21 protein-coding genes are annotated in these 20682 nt (G+C 35.4%); 4 read left to right on the top strand and 17 right to left on the bottom strand.

Going from position 1 to position 20682, the window contains the following annotated elements; translation table 11 throughout:
* Positions 1-64 precede the first annotated feature (64 nt).
* From ACMAYS_RS14925 to ACMAYS_RS14890, 8 genes are all read right to left on the bottom strand, one after another.
* Positions 65-895: a flagellin gene (locus ACMAYS_RS14925; RefSeq protein WP_103218503.1), complete on the bottom strand. Its 831-nt coding sequence runs from the start codon at positions 893-895 to the stop codon at positions 65-67.
* 442 nt (positions 896-1337) lie between these two features.
* The gene (locus ACMAYS_RS14920) at positions 1338-2171 is read right to left on the bottom strand and encodes a flagellin (protein WP_103218504.1); all 834 of its coding nucleotides are present in this window, start codon (positions 2169-2171) and stop codon (positions 1338-1340) included.
* A gap of 239 nt (positions 2172-2410) precedes the next feature.
* A complete protein-coding gene (locus ACMAYS_RS14915) occupies positions 2411-2716 on the bottom strand; it encodes a hypothetical protein (RefSeq protein WP_103218505.1) in 306 nt (101 codons plus the stop codon).
* Entirely contained in the window at positions 2717-3175 is a 459-nt protein-coding gene (gene rfaE2, locus ACMAYS_RS14910; RefSeq protein WP_103218506.1) for a D-glycero-beta-D-manno-heptose 1-phosphate adenylyltransferase, read from the bottom strand.
* Complete coding sequence (locus tag ACMAYS_RS14905; protein ID WP_103218507.1) at positions 3175-3888, bottom strand: RDD family protein; 714 nt, start codon at positions 3886-3888, stop codon at positions 3175-3177. The genes rfaE2 and ACMAYS_RS14905 overlap by 1 nt, the downstream gene beginning before the upstream one ends.
* Positions 3889-3922: 34 nt before the next feature.
* The gene (locus ACMAYS_RS14900; RefSeq protein ID WP_103218508.1) at positions 3923-4645 is read right to left on the bottom strand and encodes an RsmE family RNA methyltransferase; all 723 of its coding nucleotides are present in this window, start codon (positions 4643-4645) and stop codon (positions 3923-3925) included.
* A gap of 3 nt (positions 4646-4648) precedes the next feature.
* The gene (locus ACMAYS_RS14895) at positions 4649-5617 is read right to left on the bottom strand and encodes a 50S ribosomal protein L11 methyltransferase (RefSeq protein WP_103218509.1); all 969 of its coding nucleotides are present in this window, start codon (positions 5615-5617) and stop codon (positions 4649-4651) included.
* A complete protein-coding gene (locus ACMAYS_RS14890; RefSeq protein ID WP_412463545.1) occupies positions 5601-7121 on the bottom strand; it encodes an ABC transporter substrate-binding protein in 1521 nt (506 codons plus the stop codon). The genes ACMAYS_RS14895 and ACMAYS_RS14890 overlap by 17 nt, the downstream gene beginning before the upstream one ends.
* 114 nt (positions 7122-7235) lie before the next feature.
* On the opposite strand from ACMAYS_RS14890, the gene udk reads away from it, so the two are divergent.
* Genes udk through ACMAYS_RS14870 form a run of 4 tightly spaced genes read left to right on the top strand, consistent with a single transcriptional unit; the run spans position 7236 to position 10424 of the window.
* Positions 7236-7886 carry a uridine kinase gene (gene udk / locus ACMAYS_RS14885; RefSeq protein ID WP_103218511.1) on the top strand — a complete coding sequence of 217 codons (651 nt, stop codon included), beginning with the start codon at positions 7236-7238 and terminating at the stop codon, positions 7884-7886.
* The gene (locus tag ACMAYS_RS14880; RefSeq protein ID WP_412463544.1) at positions 7886-9493 is read left to right on the top strand and encodes a ribonuclease J; all 1608 of its coding nucleotides are present in this window, start codon (positions 7886-7888) and stop codon (positions 9491-9493) included. The genes udk and ACMAYS_RS14880 overlap by 1 nt, the downstream gene beginning before the upstream one ends.
* A gap of 18 nt (positions 9494-9511) precedes the next feature.
* Complete coding sequence (locus ACMAYS_RS14875) at positions 9512-10027, top strand: hypothetical protein (protein WP_103218513.1); 516 nt, start codon at positions 9512-9514, stop codon at positions 10025-10027.
* Positions 10028-10037: 10 nt separating this feature from the next.
* Entirely contained in the window at positions 10038-10424 is a 387-nt protein-coding gene (locus tag ACMAYS_RS14870) for a hypothetical protein (protein ID WP_103218514.1), read from the top strand.
* 62 nt (positions 10425-10486) lie between these two features.
* Here ACMAYS_RS14870 and ftsZ read toward each other — a convergent pair whose 3' ends face one another.
* The 9 genes from ftsZ to mraY form a co-directional block, all read right to left on the bottom strand.
* On the bottom strand, positions 10487-12025 hold the full coding sequence (gene ftsZ / locus ACMAYS_RS14865) for a cell division protein FtsZ (RefSeq protein ID WP_392993849.1): 1539 nt from the start codon (positions 12023-12025) through the stop codon (positions 10487-10489).
* A 14-nt stretch (positions 12026-12039) separates the two neighbouring features.
* Positions 12040-13293 (bottom strand): cell division protein FtsA, encoded by a 1254-nt coding sequence (gene ftsA / locus ACMAYS_RS14860; protein ID WP_103218516.1) that lies wholly within the window; start codon positions 13291-13293, stop codon positions 12040-12042.
* Between the two features lie 92 nt (positions 13294-13385).
* Positions 13386-14123: a hypothetical protein gene (locus ACMAYS_RS14855; RefSeq protein WP_103218517.1), complete on the bottom strand. Its 738-nt coding sequence runs from the start codon at positions 14121-14123 to the stop codon at positions 13386-13388.
* Positions 14123-15031: a UDP-N-acetylmuramate dehydrogenase gene (gene murB, locus ACMAYS_RS14850; protein WP_412463543.1), complete on the bottom strand. Its 909-nt coding sequence runs from the start codon at positions 15029-15031 to the stop codon at positions 14123-14125. Before murB ends, ACMAYS_RS14855 begins: the two co-directional genes overlap by 1 nt.
* Entirely contained in the window at positions 15024-16400 is a 1377-nt protein-coding gene (gene murC / locus ACMAYS_RS14845; protein ID WP_412463542.1) for a UDP-N-acetylmuramate--L-alanine ligase, read from the bottom strand. Before murC ends, murB begins: the two co-directional genes overlap by 8 nt.
* Before the next feature lie 51 nt (positions 16401-16451).
* Complete coding sequence (gene ftsW, locus ACMAYS_RS14840) at positions 16452-17582, bottom strand: putative lipid II flippase FtsW (RefSeq protein ID WP_412463541.1); 1131 nt, start codon at positions 17580-17582, stop codon at positions 16452-16454.
* A 62-nt stretch (positions 17583-17644) separates the two neighbouring features.
* Entirely contained in the window at positions 17645-18112 is a 468-nt protein-coding gene (locus ACMAYS_RS14835) for a hypothetical protein (protein WP_412463540.1), read from the bottom strand.
* 93 nt (positions 18113-18205) lie between these two features.
* Positions 18206-19588 (bottom strand): UDP-N-acetylmuramoyl-L-alanine--D-glutamate ligase, encoded by a 1383-nt coding sequence (gene murD / locus ACMAYS_RS14830; RefSeq protein WP_103218522.1) that lies wholly within the window; start codon positions 19586-19588, stop codon positions 18206-18208.
* Between the two features lie 3 nt (positions 19589-19591).
* On the bottom strand, positions 19592-20668 hold the full coding sequence (gene mraY / locus ACMAYS_RS14825) for a phospho-N-acetylmuramoyl-pentapeptide-transferase (RefSeq protein WP_103218523.1): 1077 nt from the start codon (positions 20666-20668) through the stop codon (positions 19592-19594).
* Between the last annotated feature and the right edge of the window lie 14 nt (positions 20669-20682).

Here is a 20682-nt window from a genome sequence, read left to right as displayed (position 1 = left end):
GTCTCTCCTACACAAGGCCGCTTAATTATTTAAGAAAGGAGTGGGGGCAGGACCCCCATATTTATTAACCTACTAATCTAAGTGCTGCAGAGTTCAGATTATTAGCCTGTGCTAACGATGAGATACCTGCTTGCTTAGCAATATTAGAAGAAGCTAATTGAGATGACTCGAAGGCCACGTCAGCATCCTCAATTACAGATCTAGACGAGTCTAAGTTAGTCGCTTGAATCTCAAGGTTATTAACCGAAGATTGCAGCCTTGACTGAATCGCACCGAGATTCGCTCGTTGCTCTGATAAACTCGTAATGGCCTCATCCACGTTCTCCATTGACGATCTTGCATCATCTTTAGAAGAAACGCTTAAACCTGAAATATTCAGTGCGGATGAAGTTGCATTTGTTTGAGAAGGGTCATATTGGATTTGCCCACTATCGCCAGCAAAAGTACCAACCTGAATATCCATCTCGGAACCTGATCCATTTAATAATTCAATCGATCCATACTTTGTCGACTCAGCAATACGATCAACTTCTTTAACCAATTGCTGATATTCTTTATCAAGGAAGCCACGTTCAGTATCACCAATCGTATCCGATGCGGCCTGAACTGATAGCTCTCTCAATCTTACTAAAATATTACTTGTTTCATTCATGGCACCTTCAGCAGTCTGAACCATTGAAATACCATCATTTGCGTTTCGAGAAGCCTGACGTAAACCCTTAACTTGTGCTTCCATATTCTTAGCAATCGCTAAACCGGCAGCATCATCTGCGGACTTATTAATCCTCTTACCACTCGATAACTTCTCCAAAGCCTCCCCGGAAGCTTTACCTGTTTGTTTAATGTTTTTCTGCACCATTTGCGCAGCGGTATTAGTTGCAATACGTAAACCCATTTTTTTCTCCTTTCCTCACGTCCTACTTAAATAGCTTTCAGACAAAATTAGTGTTCACAAATACCTGTTCGTTACACTCGGTTAAATACTTTAGTTAATCCCTCAAATATTTGGAAAAAAGTATACAAATTAATATAAATTCAATAGGTTAGGAATTAAGGTATCAATAATAAGTACTTAAAAAGTGGATGAAAATCGACATTATTTTTTGCCACTAATAAATGATTAGGATCATATTTTGAAATAAGATTTATGAATATAATTAGAAATGAGCGATTCTCTCTCCTGAGTTTCTGCTCTTTCAAGATTCTAGTGGGCCACGTGAAAACGTGGTCTATTTATTTAAGCTCAATTTTTCAAAATGAAACTATAAGATAAATGAATAAGGGCCTTCCGAAGAAGGCCCTTACTTTTAGATGTTGCTTTCGATTTAGATTTTTACTTAACCGATCAGTCTCAGTGCAGATTGGCTCGAAGCGTTTGCTTGCGAAAGTACCGAAGTTGCAGAGTTAGTAAGGATATTCGCCTTAGCTAAGTTTGCAGACTCTGCTGCTACATCTGTATCTCTGATTCGTGAATTTGCGGCACTCATATTTTCATTAGAGATTTCTAGGTTATTAATTGTAGACTGTAGTCTATTTTGTAAAGCCCCTAGCTCCGCACGTCCACCAGACACTGATGTCATCGCCTTATCAATAGCCTCAAGATTAGTCTGAGCGTCACCTTTTGTTGCAACAGAAAGCCCACCAATACCTAGGTCTTCTGTCTTAACTGATACTGCTGATGGCTTGTAAGCAATTCTGTCATTAGTTTCATCATTATATAAACCAATTTGGAATTCCTTATCGTCACCTTCACCATTAATTAGTGATGTTCCGTTAAACTGTACTGACTCTGCAATTCTATCAACTTCTTTAGTTAGTTGTTGGAATTCTTTATCAGTAAATTCACGTTCAGTATCACCAATTGTATCTGATGCAGATTGTACTGAAAGCTCTCTTAGACGAACTAAAATATTTGATACTTCGTTCATCCCACCTTCAGCGATCTGAATCATTGAGATACCATCACCCGCGTTTCTTGCCGCTTGTTGAGTACCTCTGATATTCGCTCTTAACTTTTCAGATATCGCAAGTCCTGCAGCATCGTCACTTGCCTTGTTAATTCTTGAACCTGATGAAAGCTTGTTTAAAGACTCATCTTGTGTTCTCTTAACTTGACCTAGACTTCTTTGTGCTGAAATTGACTGTGTGTTCGTGTTAATTCTTAATCCCATTACTATTCTCCTCGAATAAGCAACCTCCTTGTGTAATTTGCGTTGAAACTCCTTGTCTCAACAATTTTAAATCCCAAACAACCAGACCCATCTGGTTGCAATACCCATAACGGTTACTCGGAAATATTCTTGAGAGAAAAGTGGAAGATTTTTTACTTTTTTGGACGCAGTATTTGCTACGATGACAATATGATACCGAACAACTCCGACCGACTACTACAGGAGCTCAGGAGAATCAATTACTTAAGAAACAAATCGTTCAAATCAAGCATATACTGGAGCATTTCACTCGGTGATTTGATTTTATAATCAATAGGAAATCTATTTTTTAATGAAGTATTAATAAATGCAAAATCATTATTAGCAACATAGTGCTTACTTCTTAAATTTGATAATTTAAAATTACAATCTTGAAATTTTACAACAACGACTAATCCAGATTTGAGAGTAGCTTTAATTGTTTTTAAAATTTGCGAAAAAGGAATTTCAATACTAGATTCTTCGTTAGAAATAACAGCGTAATCTTGATGTAAATGTATATACACTTACGATCTACCTTGAATCTTTTCGATTAAATTCGTCGTAGAATAGCCGTCTTCAAAGTTTAGACTTAGCACTTGTCCACCATTGGCCGTTACAACATCATGTCCAACAATTTGCTCAATGGCCCAGTCACCACCTTTAACTAGAGTATTTGGTAAAACAGCATTAATCAATTCATACGGCGTATCTTCATCAAAAATAAAAACCTTATCAACGGCTTTTAAATTTTCAAGCATAAATTGGCGATCATTCTCTGGATTAACAGGTCTATCTTCACCTTTCAAACGCTTAACGCTGCTATCTGAATTAAGTCCAATGATAAGTACATCACCGAGCTTCTTCGCTTCATTTAAGTACATTAAATGTCCACGATGGAGAATATCAAAGCAGCCATTAGTAAAAACAATTTTTTGCCCACTAAAGTTAGCTTCAACATAATCCTTTGCTTCTTGATATTTCATTACTTACTCTTTTTTAAACTATTTCCAAAGAACTTCTTATCAAGTCCTAGAATATATGGAAGACCTAAAAGTGGAATTGAAATGAATTCAAATAAAGTTCTTTCAATAATAGTATTAAATGCTGCTTCATTAGAAAGCTTTGGTTTTAATCCACAGATGTATTGACCAAAAGTAGGTCTATAAACTGATGTTATACGATAGATAATATGAATCAGTACAAATAAAGCAATCAAAAATCTATAATTTGAATTTTGAAGTGTGATTTCAATAAATGACTCTTGAGGTAGGCCACTTACTAAAAACATTGCAGCTAATGTGACAGCAAAAACAACTAAAGACACACTCATATCAATTATGTAAGAAGCAAAACGCCTTGCAATTGAAACATCTTGAGCTTTACTCTTAATTTCAATTTCACGATTTACTTTAGGAATCTCAGACTCAGTTCCTTTACGATAGAAAGCTTCAAGTTCTGATGGAACACTCATTTCTTTTTCACGGCCAAGAACTTTATTAAAGTTATTAACATGTGACTGAGTTGGTGTAACTTCAACTCTGGCACTTTTTAATACTTCTTTACTTGCTCTTCCATGGTGAAAGCCTAGACCTTCATTAATTGGCTTAAATGGTATATCTTCAATTTCAAAGTCTTCAAATTCTTCGAAGTCATTTAAATTTATTGGTTTCTTATTATGTTGTGTATCTAAATTCATCCCTGAGCCCTCTTATAATAGGATGACACATTTTTTATTTAACATCAAATTTTCCAAGTACATAGCCCACAATTGTCAGTACTGCACTTTCCGTTTTGAGAATAGGTGTCGCTAGCCTAAGGCCAATTACATTATTCTCTTTAAACATAAGTTCTTCTTCACGGTTAGAGAGACCACCCTCCGGTCCAATGATAATTAAAATACGTTTATCTTTGATGCTTTTAATGTCTTCGATATCATTACCATTTGCACGGGATAATGTCGTTAGGAATATATAATCATACTGATGGAAGATCTCAAAAAGAGCATCTAAACTAGCAGTTTCATGATGCACAATCGGCATATAAGGATTATTAGATTGAATTAACGAGCTTTCAATTACAGAGCTAACACGATCAAAGTTCTTTATTGACCAGTTAGAATAATCTGCTTGAAACGGAAATACTTCAGAGATACCGACTTGAGTTGCATTCTTAAGTGCGTTTTCAAAAGCCTCTCTTTTTGGAAGACCTATTGCTAAGTCGATATTTGAAAACTTATCTACTTTCTCAAAGGATTTTATTTTAAGAGAAACTTCTCTCTTGGTGCAATTTATAACTTCACTTGTATAACGACCACCTTGACCATCAAGTAGTAGTACTTCATCGCCTTTTTTAACTCTTACGACTTTAATTAAGTGGTGGCTTCGATCATCTGAAAAGCTTAATATTCCATCAATCGATGGAGAAAGATCATCTCGAGTATAAATAGCACGCATGAACTACTCCTTTCTTAAAAGAATTGCAGACCAATCACCTTTAGATAATACATCAATTTTCTTCAAAGACTTATACTCTTCAATTACATCATTAACTTGTTCATTTAAGATTCCAGATAAAACTAAATAACCATTATCATCTAGGGAATCTAGGAGTACTTCCTTTTCTGAAACAAGAACATGCATAAGTATATTTGCAAAAACTAACTTGTACTTATCATCAAGATTAAAGCGTTTACGAGCAACTAGTCGATGTCCATTTAAGCGATCTTCATCTAAATTAAGTTTTAAGTTTTCATGACAATTATCAAGTGCTGCTGGATCAATATCAACAAAGTCTACGAGCATATTACTCTTTTTGATTGCACCGATACCTAGAATTCCAGAGCCACATCCAAAGTCTAGACACAGATCTTTATCCTTAAATGAATCCTTAACGGCCATAAAATGTTTCAAGCATAAATAAGTTGTTTCATGCTCACCTGTACCGAAGCCCATTCCAGGAATAATATAGATATTGTTATTATTTGATTTGTAATCTTCTTCTTTAAACCATTCAGGAATTACACTTAGCTCTGGAGTTACTTCAATAGGTGCATAGTGCTTTTTCCAAACTTCATTCCAATCTGAGTATTCCTCATCCTTAACTTCAATAGATAAGTCCATACCTTCAATCGCTTTAACAAAATCATGGGCCCTATTAATGTCACCTTGGAAGAAAAAGTAATTAAACTTTTTCACATCTTGGTCATCTGATATATCAACGACTTCATCAATAACAGATTCTGGAACATCTCCACCAGAATAGGCTCTTTCTCCTAAAATTTCATCAACACGAGCTTCTTCCATTGAGAATTCTTCAATCCCATCAACTTCAAAGTCATTAAGGGCGATTTTATTTACTTCTTCACACTGTGAGCTACTTTGAAACTCGATCGTAACAATTTTAAAGATTTCAGTTTTTACAGACATTCTCAATTTCCTTTAAAACTAGAAAGTTTCCATTTGGATATATCTCTTTCAGTTTTATACATTTACTCATCACCCAAATAACATGCGGGTGCCATAAACTAATATATGGGTATTGTTCGTTTACTACAATATTGGCTTTTTTATAAAGAGCAACTTCCTTCTTCTTATCAATAGTTTGCTCTGCCTTTACAATTAAATTATCGAATTCTTTATTATCAAAAAAGACACGATTTGCACCTTTTGGGGCCATATTTTCAGAGTAAAAAGCGAACTTAAGCATATCTTGACCAGTAAAGCCGATCCAACGCCCTAAATAAAGATCATATTCCCCTCTTTTGACTCCCCTAAGAAATGTTCCCCACTCCTGAGGGACAACATTAACAACGAGACCAAATTTTTCGAATTCATTCTTGATAATTGTAACAAGTTCTTGTTGAAACTTATTACTACTAGTCTTCCAAGTTAGAGAGAATGTCTTACCTTCTGGGTCGTACCAAACACCATTCTTCCTTACAAAGCCCGCTTTTAAAAAAAGATCATAAGCGAGTTTAGGATCAAACTCATCGACGGGCATGTCTATATAGAAACTCTTAAATGATTTTGCGAACAGTCCATTAGATGCAACAGCATTATTTTTAAATTTATATTCTATAATTTTGTTACGTGGAACGAGATGGCTTAACGCCTTTCTAATATTAACATTTTGTAGAACACCCTTCTTTTGATTTAGTCCTATAAAATTATAATCTGTTCCCAAAACCTTTTGAACATTCACATCACTATTCTTTTCTAAGTAGTTAACCTTACGAGGTGAAATATTAGCGACAGAAAGATCAATCTCACCTTTAATAAGCTTCAAAGAAAGGGTTGTTTCATCTTTAACGACAACAAAATTTAAATCATAATGACCTTTCTTAAGTGACTTCAAGTCGATTTGTAGTGGAGCAATTTTAGTAATCTTATAATCACCTGCACCTACAATATCGACCATTTCAACCTTATCGATAACGTCGTAATTAGGAATTTGAATAATTTTAAATAGAACTAAGTTGGGAAGATGATCAAGGCCAAAACTCTTATAAATTAATTCGAATGTTAATTTATCTATAATCTTAACTTCTGTTATATTTCCAAATGCGAATCTAAAAATTGATTTGATCTTAGCCGTTTCTGTGAAATAAAAATGAGACTTTTGAACATCTTTAGAAGTTAATTCTTCACCGTTAGAAAATTTGAGACCTGGCTTAAGTTTAAAGCGAATCTTATAATTATCCTTTGTGCGAAATTCCTTGAACGATTCACACAACTGACAAATAGGTTGCATATTACTGTCAAAGTCGATTAGTGATGCATTAATAAGACGATTGATATTTTGCGAATTTGCATCAGTTGAAAAAAATGGGCTTAAGCTATTAGGTGATGATGAGATTGCGACATTAAGACTCGCTCCGTAAACCATTGAACTTAGGAAAGAAATTAGCAAAATAGATAAAATTCTAGACATCGAATATCCCTGACGAATGACACAAATGTAATTATTATAAGATTATCACCTCTTTTATTTGATGTGAACTCAATCTGTGATAAGTTACTGAAAACATTCAAACAAAGGTCATCTATGAAGCTAATTGGAATCACTGGTGGTTCAGGTTCAGGAAAAACTACTTTTGCATCAAAGGTAATTTCTAAACTACCAAAAGAGAAAGTGTCAGTTCTATCAATGGACTCTTACTATCTACCAGAGCAACCAAAAGAGCATTATACGAAATCAGGACGACCAAATTACGATCATCCCCAAGCATTTGACTGGCCTCTTCTTCAACAACATATTACAGCACTGAAGAATGACGAGTCGATTGAAGTTCCAAATTACGATTTCAAAACGAGTAATCGTACCGCTACAACAACGACTTTAAAACCTACACCAGTTGTTCTCTTTGAAGGAATCTTCACACTTTTTGATCAAGAAATCAGAGAGAAATTAGATATACGTTGCTTTCTCCATGTTGAAGCAGATATTCGCTTCACAAGAAGACTTAATCGAGACGTTGCAGAAAGAGGTAGAAGTTTAGAAAGTGTTATCAATCAATACTACGATAGCGTACGTCCAATGTATGAAAAGTTTTTAGCACCTCAAAGACAATATGCAGACTTCATCGTTGGAGAAGAAACTGATGTTGCATCTGAGATATTAGCTGCAAGATTACTACAATTAGTTGAACACAATAAAGAATTCGAATTATTGCTGAATTCGACAAAAGGATCTTAATGTCTAACTTAAATATTTCACCTCTCGGCGGAGTTGGACAGATTGGTTCTAACGCGACTTTAGTATCATATAAAAATACAAATCTGATTATCGATAGTGGAATTCTATTTCCTTACGAAGACTGTTTTGATATCAACTACTTGATTCCAGATTTAAAAAATGTTGAAGTTGAAATTGATGCTTTAATTATTACTCACGGCCACGAAGATCATATTGGTGCGATCTCTCACTATATTGAAAGATTTCCTGAAGCAGAAGTATATGCTCCAACCTTCGCAAAAGAACTAATCGAAGATAAATTATCGTATTTGAATCTTTCAAAAAAAATAAATCGCTTAGAGAGTCAATTAATTCTCAATGAAATTGAAATAGACATCGTCCATGTTAATCACTCTATTCCAAATACTAAAGGGATTCATCTTGGTATCAAAGAAATCGATACTGGAGTGCTTTTTATTTCCGATTTCAAGTGTGATTTTAATTCTGAATACGAGGAACCGATTGAATTAGAAAAGATCAATCTTCTGTCTAAGAAATTTAGTAATAGAATTGCAATGCTAGATTCTACAAATATTACAAGCAGCAATGATAGAACGACATCAGAGTCGGAACTAAAAAAAGACTTATCTACTTTTATTTCAGACGCTAAGGGACGAGTATTTATAACTTGCTTTGCTTCTAACATTCATCGCCTACAAACTATTTTCAATATTGCTCAAGAACTCAAATTGAAAGTCGTTCCCTATGGTCGTTCATTACTTAAATACACACAAATTGCTAGAGAATGTGAAATCTTCAATGATCATGGACTAGTGCGTGAAGTTGAGTCAGTAGCAGACTTAAAGAAAAAACATATTATTCTTTGCTCAGGTAGCCAAGGCGAGTTCAGAGGAACAGTAAAAAGAATTACAAGTACAAGTGATAAGTATTATAAACTTAATGAAACCGATACTTTCATCTTTAGTTCAAAAGCTATACCGGGAAATGAAAAAAAATTAGCTCTTCTTTATAATGAAATTACAGATAAGGGTTGTGAAGTCATAACACATTACAATGGAATGATTCACGCATCTGGCCATCCTGGTAAAGCAGATCTTAAAGATGTATACGATCACTATAAACCAACGATTGCTATTCCAATTCATGGGGAAACATATTTTCTAAGAAAGCATTGCGAATTTATAAAATCAATCCTTCCTAATACACAAGCTATTGAGATTAAAAATCACGACTGCATTTCATTTACACAAGATGGTAAATTAAAAGTTAATCGTTCACAGGAGATTCCTCCAATTTTAATCCACGGCAATAGAATTGTTATTGAGCGCGAAAAGATTTCAGAAAGAAGAAAAATGGCCACCCTCGGTACAGTCTTTGTCTCTATTTCAAATAATAGTCTAAAACGTTCAAAACATAGAGTTCACGTAACAACAATGGGGATCCCTGAGGATTCAGATCAAATTAGTCAACTACAAGAAATTTGCTTTGATTACTTTAACGAAAATGGAACGATCGATCAGAGAACAGAACGCATCAGAGTAGCGGTAAGAAGATATTTTCAAAATATACTAGGATATAGGCCTCTGGCCATTGTTCATATTTGCTAAGTCCATTAAACTAATAACATGGACAATTCAGTTATCATCATTGCATTACTTGTAATCATTGCTATTGCGCTATTTATGCTCATTGGGGTATTTGCATTCATTGCTTTTCGCAAAGAAATAAAGAAAGAAGAAACTCAAGACGGAAAGCTAACTGATAAAATTAATAATCTCTTAGAAAAAAACAAGCCTCAAGAAAAAATTCTTGGTCTTTGTAGTATTTGTGAAAAAGAACTTGTTGAAAATGATTACTTCAATGTTGATGCTCTTCACCTATGCCGTGAACACTTCAACTTGTACTCAAAACACGAGTGGGTATCTATCACAAACGAAAGAACAACTAGTGAAACACCAGAAAAGGGTGTTTATATTTATAATTTTAAAAAGAATACTTGGAATAAACATAAAATCCCAACTTTCATCTTATGCGAGTACAAAATTGATGTTGAAAGTGACTTAATTGAAACTTATGTACAATTGCACGTTCAAAAAGAAATTGAAGATGAAATGAGGGAGAGATTGAAAATAGAAAAGTAAGGAAGTAAAAGTGAACGATCTTGAAATACTAAAAGGCCAAATTAATCAGATCATGAAAGAGAATAAACCAAATATTGTCTTTGATTCTAAACATGACCGCTTAATTAGAGAATGTGAAAAGGATTTAACATCAGCTGGTTTAAAACAAAAAGTATCTTATACTATTGATGCTTTAATGCCTGAAAAAAGAGATGTGAAATTTGGTGGTGGTCAATTTAGTCGTTGGCAATATGAATTGAGCTGGCAAGAATGGGAAGGAAACTACAGACTTGTCTTAAGAAATATTCCGCATAATAATTCAAAACTCTTAATTAAGCTTCCAGAAGATTTTAAGGCCGATACAGCAGAGCTGTTAGAATCATTCAAATCAAATATTTTAAAATCAAATTCATTATAAAAAAAGGGCCCTTACGGGCCCTCTTTTTTGATGTTTCCATCAAATATACTTTGGGGGGAATCCTATCGCTCTACTTGGCGAAAAGTTTCAGTTCCAGAAGGTTGTTGTGTTTCTTCTTTTCTTAAGTATGAAGGAGTATCTAATTCATCTTCATCAAAATTGATAAAACCTAGTTTTTCCGCAATTGATTTTGGACGATCTGATTTCTCAGCAGTATTGTTCCCAGTTAATACTTTCTCATTGGCCCATGGGTCTACTTCAGACTTTGAAGCTTCATATTGAGATGCAGCTTCTCTAATTGAATCAGTAAGACTTGGTCTTTGAGTCGTTTCTAAGTTATCACCATCAAATGAGTGAGCTCTTGAACTTTCAACTACTGTATCTTGTACAAGTTGTTCACGTTGAGCTTCCATTTGAATCTCTCTCATTGCATCTACCTGTGGGTTAGATTGAACAGGAGCTTCATGGTAAGCAGCTTGTTGCATAGCAGGTTGAGCAACTGGTTGCTCATAAACTGGCTTTTCTTCAACAACTGGAGCAGCTGGAGCTACAGGTGCTACATATACTGGCTTAGACTCTTGAACAACTGGTCTTCTAAGTTCTTGTTGAGGAGCTACATTAACAGCTGCTTCACGACCACCAAGACCAGTAGCGATTACTGTTACTTTGATATTATCTTCAAGCTCATCATCAACTACAGAACCAAAGATTACTTCTGCATCTTCATCAGCTGCTTCCATAATTAAAGTAGCTGCTTCATTAACTTCATGCATAGTCATTGAAGAACCACCAGTGATGTTAATGATGATACCTGTTGCACCATCAATTGAAATATCTTCCAGTAGTGGTGAAGAGATAGCTTCATTAGCTGCCTTAATAGCTCTATCTGGACCTGCACAAAGACCTGTACCCATTAGAGCAAGACCTTTATTAGACATAACAGTTGAAACGTCTGCAAAGTCAGCATTGATATGACCAGTAGTATTGATAAGGTCAGAGATACCTCTAACTGCATTTAAAAGTACTTCATCAGCTTTCATGAAAGTTTCTACTAAAGATAAGCTTTCACCTGCTAATTGAAGAAGTCTTTGGTTAGGAATTGTAATTAGTGAATCAACATTTTCCTCTAGAGTTTGGATACCAGTTGATGCTTGTCTCATTCTCTTCTTACCTTCGAAGATAAATGGTTTTGTAACAACACCAACAGTAAGAGCACCAAGCTCACGTGCAAGTTTTGCAATTACAGGAGCTGCACCAGTCCCTGTTCCACCACCCATACCGGCAGTGATAAATACCATGTCAGATCCCTCTAGAACCTGGCTTAGCATTTCATACTCATCTAGAGCTGCTTTACGACCTACTTCTGGGTTGGCCCCAGCGCCAAGACCTTTAGTTAGCTCAACACCTAGTTGTACTTTTGTTGGTGCTAAGTTTACAGCAAGTGCTTGTGAGTCAGTGTTAGCAACAATATATTCAACACCAGTTAGACCGGCCTTAATCATTGTGTTTACGGCATTACAGCCACCGCCACCAACACCAACAACGCGAATCTTCGCGCCTTCAGTTAGTTTTAATTCGTTGTTGTCAGAAATTTCGAACATAAGTTCCCCCTTATTTAAAAAATTTCTCTGAATACTGATTTAATAGATCCTGATAACTTACTTACAATATCTATTTGATTAATATCTTCTTCCTCTTCTACTTCAACTTCTCTGCCTTTTGAGGCTTCAAGTAGAAGACCTAATACAGTTGAAAATTTTGGATTTTGCATAATATTTGTCATGCCACCAAAAGCTATTGGGAAACCTATTTTTAGTGGTCTCTCTAGAAGATACTCACCAATCTCAGGCATTCCCTTAATCATGGCACCACCACCAGTAAGAACAACTCCCCCACTGATTTCATCACCAAGATTTTTTTCTTTAATAATATTTTTAATTAGATCAAATAATTCTTCCGCTCTTGCACCAAGTACATTTGCGACTGTGTGCAGTTGTACTTCTCTTGGCTTAGTTCCAGAAATCCCTTGAACTGTAATATGAGCTGATTGATTAACTTGTTCTGGAAGAACAGATCCGTGATTAATTTTAATTCTTTCAGCTTCTGCATGAGGTATCTTAAGTGCTACAGCTAGATCATTTGTGAAATGATTTCCACCAACTGGAATTACCTGTGTATGAACAAGAGCACCATCTTTCCATAGTGCAAGATCTGTTGTTCCACCACCGATATCAACTAGTAATGTCCCCATTTCTTTTTCTTCAGGAGAAAGAACTGATTCAGAAGAAGCAATTGGTTGAAGTGTAACGTTTTCAACTTTAACACCTGTATGCTCAACACACTTCACTAAATTTTGAATCAAAGAGATTGATCCAGTAACAATATGAACGTGTGCCTCTAGACGAGTTCCACACATACCAATTGGATTTTTAATACCAGTTGTATTATCAACTTTATACTCTTGTGCAATTACGTGAATGATTTCGCGATCACTTGGCATTACAACAGCTTTTGCTGCTTCAAGTACGCGATCAACATCATCTTGAGAAATTTCATTTCCTTTAACAGCAACAACACCAGAACTATTGAAGCTGTAGATATGACTTCCAGCGATTCCAATAGTTGCGCTATGGATATCAACTCCTGCCATTAGCCTAGCTTCTTCAAGCGAGTTATGAATTGAGCGTACTGTTTTATCGATATTTACAACACTGCCTTTCTTTAAACCATGACTTGGATGTGTACCAATACCAATGATTTCAAGCTCAGCTTTACCAGTGTTTTGATTAGAAATGTTTTGGATACCTACGATTGTGCAGACTTTAGTTGTACCAACGTCTAAACCGACAACGATGTTTTTTTCTTTCATTGAGAATCCTTTCTCTAGTTTTTCTTACAGAATCATTCTGTTAATAAAGAAATCTAACGGCAATTTTTACCGCATATAATGAAATTTTAGAATTAGTCGTTGAACTTGACAACAACTTTTTTGGAATTTGTAATATTTATCACAGATGGAATTTTCTTTTTCTTGTTCATATAACCAATGATTTGAGTCAACTTTTCAACTTTAAGAGGCCATTCATCTTTACCCATAAAGACGCTCGAAGGCTTTCCTTTAATTGAAAGAATCATCGTTAACTCTTTATCATCACTGATGATAACTTCAGAAATCAACTTTCTAAAAACAAGATCAAGATCTGCAATAATACGAGTGATATTTTTCTGAACAGTCTTATCCATTTCCCCTACTGGGATAGCAAGGTATGGTAGAGCATAATTTAATTTTTTTTCAGTTCTTAGAAGTATCTCATAAGTAGGATCAAATAGTTGACCATTATCAACAAGAATTGCTTCATAAGACTCCATCCCATTCTCTTTATAGATTTGAACTTTCATTAATGGGGATGGACATTCGTAGATAAAGTTTAGCATTCCTTCCATTGGATCATACTTAATAGCGTAATCTGATAAGAAATGTTTTTCTTTTAATTTATCTGCTGCAATAAGATTCTTCATACTTCTTAAAGAACGATTCTTTTCAAAGTCTTTCACTAGTTTCAGTGTAAGTGTTCCAGCAGCACGTGAAGGACATTTACCAAAAGCTGTCTTATATTTAATCTTCTCCGTAGGTTGAGAGACTGCTAATGCAGATCCACTCAAAAGAAGAAAAGAAATAATTGAAATAGCTTTTTTCATTAAATATCTATCCTGACTTCAGGCTCAAACTTTAAACCGTAATTGAGGTAAAGCTCATCCTGAACAATTTTAATAAGTTCTTTTACATCGCTGGCCGTGGCTTTATCGAAATTCTCCATAAAATTCCCATGGAGATTACTTACTCGTACGTCACCAACCTGTAATCCTTTCAAATTAAGTATATCAATAAATTGTCCTGCAGTGCAAGTTCGCTTATCTCCAACGATATTTTTAAAGACACTTCCACAAGTTTTTTCCTTTAATGGCTGTGACTTATTTCTCATTAGTAAGTAGTTACGAATCTTTTCTCCAAGGTATTTATCTTGCCCATTAGCAACTAGCTCGACTTTATAAACTACGTCACCTGGCTTTAGAAAGTTGTTTTGACGATAAGAAAAACTATCTTTCGTTACCTCATGAAGATATTCATTCCCCTCTTTATCAATATACCAAACGCAGGCGATGATTTCACTAATCCAGCCAAGGCCTGTGCCAGCATTCATAAATACGGCCCCACCAAGAGTTGCAGGTATCCCTGTTATAACGTCCCATCCTTTGTTACCAAATTTTGAGGCATGAGAAGTTAAGCTTGATAATCTCACTGACGCAGGAAGAATATAACTTTCTCTATATTGATTAAATATCGCACGATCATAATCAAAGTCTAAATTAATTATTGGATTTTCAATTCTCTCATTTAAAAGTTGGTTAGCACCAAGACCTAAAAGCATATAAGTTATATTTTTAGACGTAAGTGTTTTTACAACTTCTTTAAGGGCAACCAAATCCTTTACAGTAATTAGGTCACCTTTAGACTGAAGTCTCATCGTTGAATATTTTGATAAATCTTTATCTATCTCAACTTCAATATTTTGAATATTACTTAGGATATCTTCAATCTTATTCATTGCGATCGTTATCTAAGACCCATTCTCTAATCACACGGCCAATAGACCCAGCTCCCAAAGTCATAATTGTCGAATTCTTATTAGACTTAATAATTGTATCTAAATCTTTAAGCTCAATATTCTTTGCAAGTCCAGGGTGAAGACGATTAATATCTTCAACTAATCTTTCTGAAGTAATTCCTGGGATAGGACTTTCACTGGCAGGATATATTGGACACATATACAATTCATCAACATCATTAAAGCAATGTAGGAATTCATTCCAACAGTCTTTAGTTCTTGAAAAACGGTGCGGTTCAAAGATTGCAATCTTCTTATGTGATCTAATTTCTTTTAAAGTATTTAGAGTGTTAGCAATTTCTGTTGGATGATGACCATAATCATCTAAGATTTCCACTTCATCTGTTTTATATAGTAACTGGAAACGACGCCCTACATTTTCAAAGCTTCGAATTGAGCTTCTAATCATGTCGACAGGAACTCCCATTTTATGTGCAATAGAGATAGCCCCTAGAGCATTTTGAACATTGTGCTTACCTGGAAGATTAATTGTGAAACGTCCAAGATTTTGCGAGTCAACAATAAGATCAAACTCAGAGCAAAGATCAGACATTTTAATATCGACGGCCCTGTAATCTGCTTCTTTTTCAATTCCAAAAGTAACAATAGGTTTTTTAACCTTTGGCACGAGACTCATTAGTCTCTTGTCATCTGCATTTAAAGAAGAAAGGCCATAGAATGGAACTTTATTAATAAATTCTTCAAAGCTATCCATTAATACATCTTCACTTCCATAGTGATCCATGTGATCAAGATCGATGTTTGTTACGACAGACATAATTGGATTTAGCATAAGAAATGATCCATCTGATTCGTCCGCTTCTGCAACAAGATACTCACCAGTACCAACTTTTGCATGACCAGCAAGATTGGAAACAATACCACCAATTATATATGTTGGCTCATAGTTACTGGCCTGTAAGATCGTCGCTAAAAAACTCGTTGTCGTCGTCTTGCCATGAGTACCAGCAATTGCGATTCCTCTTTTAAGTCTCATAAGTTCAGCTAACATCTCAGCTCTTCTCATAATAGGAATTTGTTTTTCACGCGCCATCTGCATTTCTGGATTTGTTTCGTTAACAGCAGATGAGTAAACCACCACAGTAGTATCCGGTGTGATATTCTCACGCTTGTGTCCGATAAATACTTCAGCTCCTAGACTTCTAAGTCTTGCAACATTTGCTGATTCACTAATATCTGAACCTGTTACTTTATAGCCAAGGCTTAGTAGAATTTCAGCGATACCGCTCATACCAATTCCACCAATTCCAATAAAATGCACGCTAATATTTTGAATATTAATATTCATACTTGTTCCTTTTCACAAGATTACTTCTTCTAAATTTAGCGCATATAATGGCTATTGTTGAGAAAAAAACGGCTTCTCATTTGATATCGATCGTTGACGTGACACACAAGAGAAGATTACACCGATTGCAATTAGATTACTCATTAGAGATGAGCCTCCATAACTAACAAAAGGAAGGTTTAAGCCTTTAGTTGGAAGAAGTCCTAAAACCACACCCATATTTAAACATGCTTGAACACCAATGATAAAAATAATGGACATGACCATTTTCTTAGCGATGTCGTCTTTTAAAGTTAAGGCAAGCTTAAAACCAATATGAGTAAAGGCAATGAAAAGTACGACAAAACCTAGAACCCCTAAGAAACCAAATTCTTCACCAATAACTGAGAAAATAAAGTCGTTATGTGCTTCTGGAAGAAAAAATAATTTTTCCAAACTATTGCCAATTCCCTTTCCAAAAAAGCCACCATTAGCAAACCCAATCCATGATTGAATTACCTGAAAACCACTTCCTCTTGGATTGGCCCAAGGATCAAGAAATGCCATTAGACGCTTAACACGATAAGGCTGAGCAACGAGAATTAGCGCCGAGAGAATCGTGCCTGTTACGCCCATGATATAAAAGTACTTTCTATTGAAGTTTGAAATGAAACAAGAAAAACCCATTCCTAAAGCACAAATAAAAAATGTACCAAAATCTGGTTGTAAAAGAAGTAGTAATAAGACTAAGCCTATATTTGCAATGTACTTTAGTCGATTCTTTAAATTTAGCTTTTCGTAATTTTCAAAAAAGAAAAGAGACATCATAAGGATTGTGTACTTTGCAAGCTCTCCAGGCTGAAGAGATCCAAATCCTAAATTGATCCATCGGTTGGCACCTTTTGCAACAACCCCTAATCCAGGAATAAAAGTTAGAACTAATAGAAAAGCGACCACAAGATTTAAGTGAAATGAAAACTTAATCCAAAATTGATACTTCGTCTTTGCGACAACATAGGCCATTGCTACGCCTACTAGTGCAAAAAGTATTTGTCTTGAAAAGAAGTGAAGACTTGTACCGTAAACTTCTTTTGAAAACATATAAGATGAAGAGTAAACCATGACAATACCAACACCAACGATAATTGATGTGATAATTAAAAAGAGTTTTCCAAAACGATCCGTGTTTTCAAGAGTGTTCATATATTCATAATATATGAATTTTGAATTCGATGCAGTATAAATATAAGAAACCGTGCGTTAGATTACTTGATGTACATCTGAGCAAATTGTCTTATTGAATCAAATCCACGCTCATCAAAACAAGTATAGGCGTTGAATGGATCCAGACCTTCTCTTTGAATGATACTTAAAACACACTCTCTTTCTTTTTTATTTTTAACTAATGCCGCTACTGTTACGTGAAAACTATTCACACTACTGTGGTAATACTTGGCCACTTCACGAATACTTGCATAAGTCTCTGCGCTCTTCACATATGTACAAGCATTAAACTCAACTAGGCTTAAGGCCCTTCGATTATCTAAAATATCTGTTAAGCATTGGTACTGATACTTAGTCGTAATTTGCGAGCATTGCTTTTTAAAACGAAATTGATTGTACTTTGTTAAGCGCTTATCAACTAGATTTTCACAGACTTTTACATAATCTGGATTAGCTTTGATTTGAGTAGAAAAAATAGAAACAAAAATAAAAAATAACAGAACCTTCATGACGAGATCATATGACTTAAAACTTGTTCTGTATTAGGCATAAAAAAAATGCCTGCATAAAGCAGGCATTTCTATAATTATTATTTCAAAAAATTACAATTGATAAACAAGTTTTTTGAAGTAGTTCCCACGCTCTTCGTAATCTCTAAAGAAATCCGTAGCAGGGTTACCTGGTGAAAGAATAATCGTGTCACCAGTTCTCGACTTTTGATAAGCAAATAGAACAGACTCTTCAAAAGATCCAACAATGAAAGTTTGTGGGTGCTCACCAAGAGCACGGTTCATTCTTTCTTTTGCCTCACCAACTAGAACAATGATTCTTGTCGTTTGGATTAGCTCATCAGTGAATGCTTCATACTCAAGTTCTTCAATGTCTTTCCCACCAGCAATTAAGATAACAGGAGTTTTAAACGCCTTAGTTGTCTCAACTAGTGTTCTCATATCAGTAGCTTTTGAATCGTTATAGAAAGATACACCGTTCTTTTCCATTAAGAATTCAATTCTGTGTGGAATTCCTGGGAATTTTGTTACACATGTTTGAATTGCTTCATCAGAAAGGTCTAGTGCCTTACATGCAGTGATAGCAGCTAGTAAGTTTTCACGGTTGTTTTGACCAATGATTCTCATTTTCTTAACAACAAATTCTGAGTGGTAATTGATATTTGAATGGATACGACGATCGTGGAAGTGCGTTCCTTGAATCTCTTCCATTACACCAAGCTTAACGAATGACCTTCTCGAGTACCAATAAGTTTGGCAATTTGCATTTCTAAAGAAGCTATTATTTGCAAGCTTATCGAAGTTAACAATTAAAGTGTCATCAGGAGATAAAGTCTTAATGATACTTAGTTTTGTTTCCATGTACTCACCCATCGACGTGAATTGTCCTTGTGGGTAAGTATCTGCGATATCAGTAAAGACAACCATCTTAGGGTGGAAGTCTGTTAGACGTCTCATTTGTACTGCTGAAACTTCAACAACTACGTAATCGATTTCATCTTTGTTTGGAAGCATTGAATACTCAATAAATGGACTTTCACTTGTTCCACCAACGAATACATTCTTTCCATCTTGTCTTAGAGTAAATCCAATCATGTGTGCTACAGTTGTACGACCATGAGATCCACAAACAGCGATGATTGGCTTACGGCAAAGCTTATTACCAAGAGCGAATTCTGAGTAAACCTCTTTACCTTCACGTCTTGCAAGCTCAAGTTGTGGCATATTCGGATCAACCGATCCAGAGTACACAACAACGTCTGCATTAATAAAGTCATCGTCAAGGTGTTCACCAAAAGTCATTTCAACTGCTGGCTTAATCTTACGAAGTTTCTTAACTGCTTTATTGAGATCGAAGATAGGTTTAATATCTGTTACTCGAATATTACATTCAAGACGATTAAAGAAGTTTATGAGTCTGAAACCAGTTTTTCCAATACCTACGATTAGAATATTCTTGTTTCTAAATCTATCCATTAATTACCTCATCTTCAAAGTTGCGATTGCTAGAATCGCTAAAAATATACTTATAATCCAAAATCTAACAATTACTTTTGGCTCGGCCCAACCGAGCAGCTCAAAGTGATGATGTATCGGCGCCATCTTAAAAATTCTCTTCTTGCGAGTTTTATAAGAAGCAACCTGTAAAATTACCGAAACTGCTTCGGCAACAAAAACACCACCAATAATAACAAAAAGTAATTCACTTCTTGTCAGTACGGCCATTGTCCCTAGTGTACCACCTAAGGCAAGGGACCCCACGTCACCCATAAAAATCTGAGCTGGGTATGTGTTATACCATAAAAATCCAACGCCTGCACCGACGATTGCAGCACCAATGACAGCTAATTCACCAACATTTTCAACGTACGGCACAAAAAGGTATGATGCGATCTCTCTGTGACCTGTTGCATAAGCAATAAAGCCAAGAGTTGCTGCAGATGTGATAATTGGACCGATGGCCAAACCATCTAGACCATCTGTTAAGTTTACGGCGTTACTCGAGCCGACAATAACGATGGCACCAAAGATGACAAAGAAACTCATCAAATTAAAAACTGGCCCCTTAACAAAAGGAACGAATAGTTGTGTATCAATGACGTTAAAATGGACCATTGCAAATACTGCAATAAGCGCTGTTGCAAATTGCCATATAAGCTTACCTCTGGCCGAAACACCTTTAGTATTTCCTTTAGAGATCTTTGCATAATCATCAATAAAGCCAAGAACGAAATATGATGCTGTAACACCACAAGTGATAAGAACTGGAAGAGAATTAAAATTACCAGTTATTAACAGAGTCAATAGAATCGTACCCAAGATAAAAACACCACCCATTGTTGGAGTTCCGGCCTTTTTTAAGTGAGACTCTGGTCCATCATCACGAATCACTTGTCCAAACTGCTTTCGTTGCATGAATCCGATAAAGTACTTACCCCAAATAACTGAGATAACTGTCGCGAGCAAGAAGGCCACAACTGTTCTAAATGTGATGTATTTAAAAATATTAAATGCGAAGAATTCATCCCTTAAGGGATAGAGGAAATGATACAGCATGTAATCACCTGGTT

Source organism: Halobacteriovorax sp. RT-2-6 (assembly GCF_047085025.1).
Lineage (GTDB): Bacteria > Bdellovibrionota > Bacteriovoracia > Bacteriovoracales > Bacteriovoracaceae > Halobacteriovorax_A.
The sequence above is the reverse complement of the archived record's forward strand: the minus strand, read 5'-3'. Positions and strand labels throughout refer to the sequence as shown.

Coding starts and splice junctions, on each gene's coding strand:
- ACMAYS_RS14920 (WP_103218504.1), bottom strand. CDS start 2,171: ATGGGATTAAGAATTAACACGAACACACAGTCAATTTCAGCACAAAGA.
- murD (WP_103218522.1), bottom strand. CDS start 19,588: ATGGATAGATTTAGAAACAAGAATATTCTAATCGTAGGTATTGGAAAA.
- ACMAYS_RS14905 (WP_103218507.1), bottom strand. CDS start 3,888: ATGAATTTAGATACACAACATAATAAGAAACCAATAAATTTAAATGAC.
- ACMAYS_RS14925 (WP_103218503.1), bottom strand. CDS start 895: ATGGGTTTACGTATTGCAACTAATACCGCTGCGCAAATGGTGCAGAAA.
- ACMAYS_RS14835 (WP_412463540.1), bottom strand. CDS start 18,112: ATGAAGGTTCTGTTATTTTTTATTTTTGTTTCTATTTTTTCTACTCAA.
- ftsA (WP_103218516.1), bottom strand. CDS start 13,293: ATGAAAGAAAAAAACATCGTTGTCGGTTTAGACGTTGGTACAACTAAA.
- murB (WP_412463543.1), bottom strand. CDS start 15,031: ATGAATAAGATTGAAGATATCCTAAGTAATATTCAAAATATTGAAGTT.
- ftsZ (WP_392993849.1), bottom strand. CDS start 12,025: ATGTTCGAAATTTCTGACAACAACGAATTAAAACTAACTGAAGGCGCG.
- ACMAYS_RS14900 (WP_103218508.1), bottom strand. CDS start 4,645: ATGCGTGCTATTTATACTCGAGATGATCTTTCTCCATCGATTGATGGA.
- ACMAYS_RS14890 (WP_412463545.1), bottom strand. CDS start 7,121: ATGTCTAGAATTTTATCTATTTTGCTAATTTCTTTCCTAAGTTCAATG.
- mraY (WP_103218523.1), bottom strand. CDS start 20,668: ATGCTGTATCATTTCCTCTATCCCTTAAGGGATGAATTCTTCGCATTT.
- udk (WP_103218511.1), top strand. CDS start 7,236: ATGAAGCTAATTGGAATCACTGGTGGTTCAGGTTCAGGAAAAACTACT.
- ACMAYS_RS14880 (WP_412463544.1), top strand. CDS start 7,886: ATGTCTAACTTAAATATTTCACCTCTCGGCGGAGTTGGACAGATTGGT.
- rfaE2 (WP_103218506.1), bottom strand. CDS start 3,175: ATGAAATATCAAGAAGCAAAGGATTATGTTGAAGCTAACTTTAGTGGG.
- ftsW (WP_412463541.1), bottom strand. CDS start 17,582: ATGAACACTCTTGAAAACACGGATCGTTTTGGAAAACTCTTTTTAATT.
- ACMAYS_RS14875 (WP_103218513.1), top strand. CDS start 9,512: ATGGACAATTCAGTTATCATCATTGCATTACTTGTAATCATTGCTATT.
- murC (WP_412463542.1), bottom strand. CDS start 16,400: ATGAATATTAATATTCAAAATATTAGCGTGCATTTTATTGGAATTGGT.
- ACMAYS_RS14855 (WP_103218517.1), bottom strand. CDS start 14,123: ATGAAAAAAGCTATTTCAATTATTTCTTTTCTTCTTTTGAGTGGATCT.
- ACMAYS_RS14895 (WP_103218509.1), bottom strand. CDS start 5,617: ATGTCTGTAAAAACTGAAATCTTTAAAATTGTTACGATCGAGTTTCAA.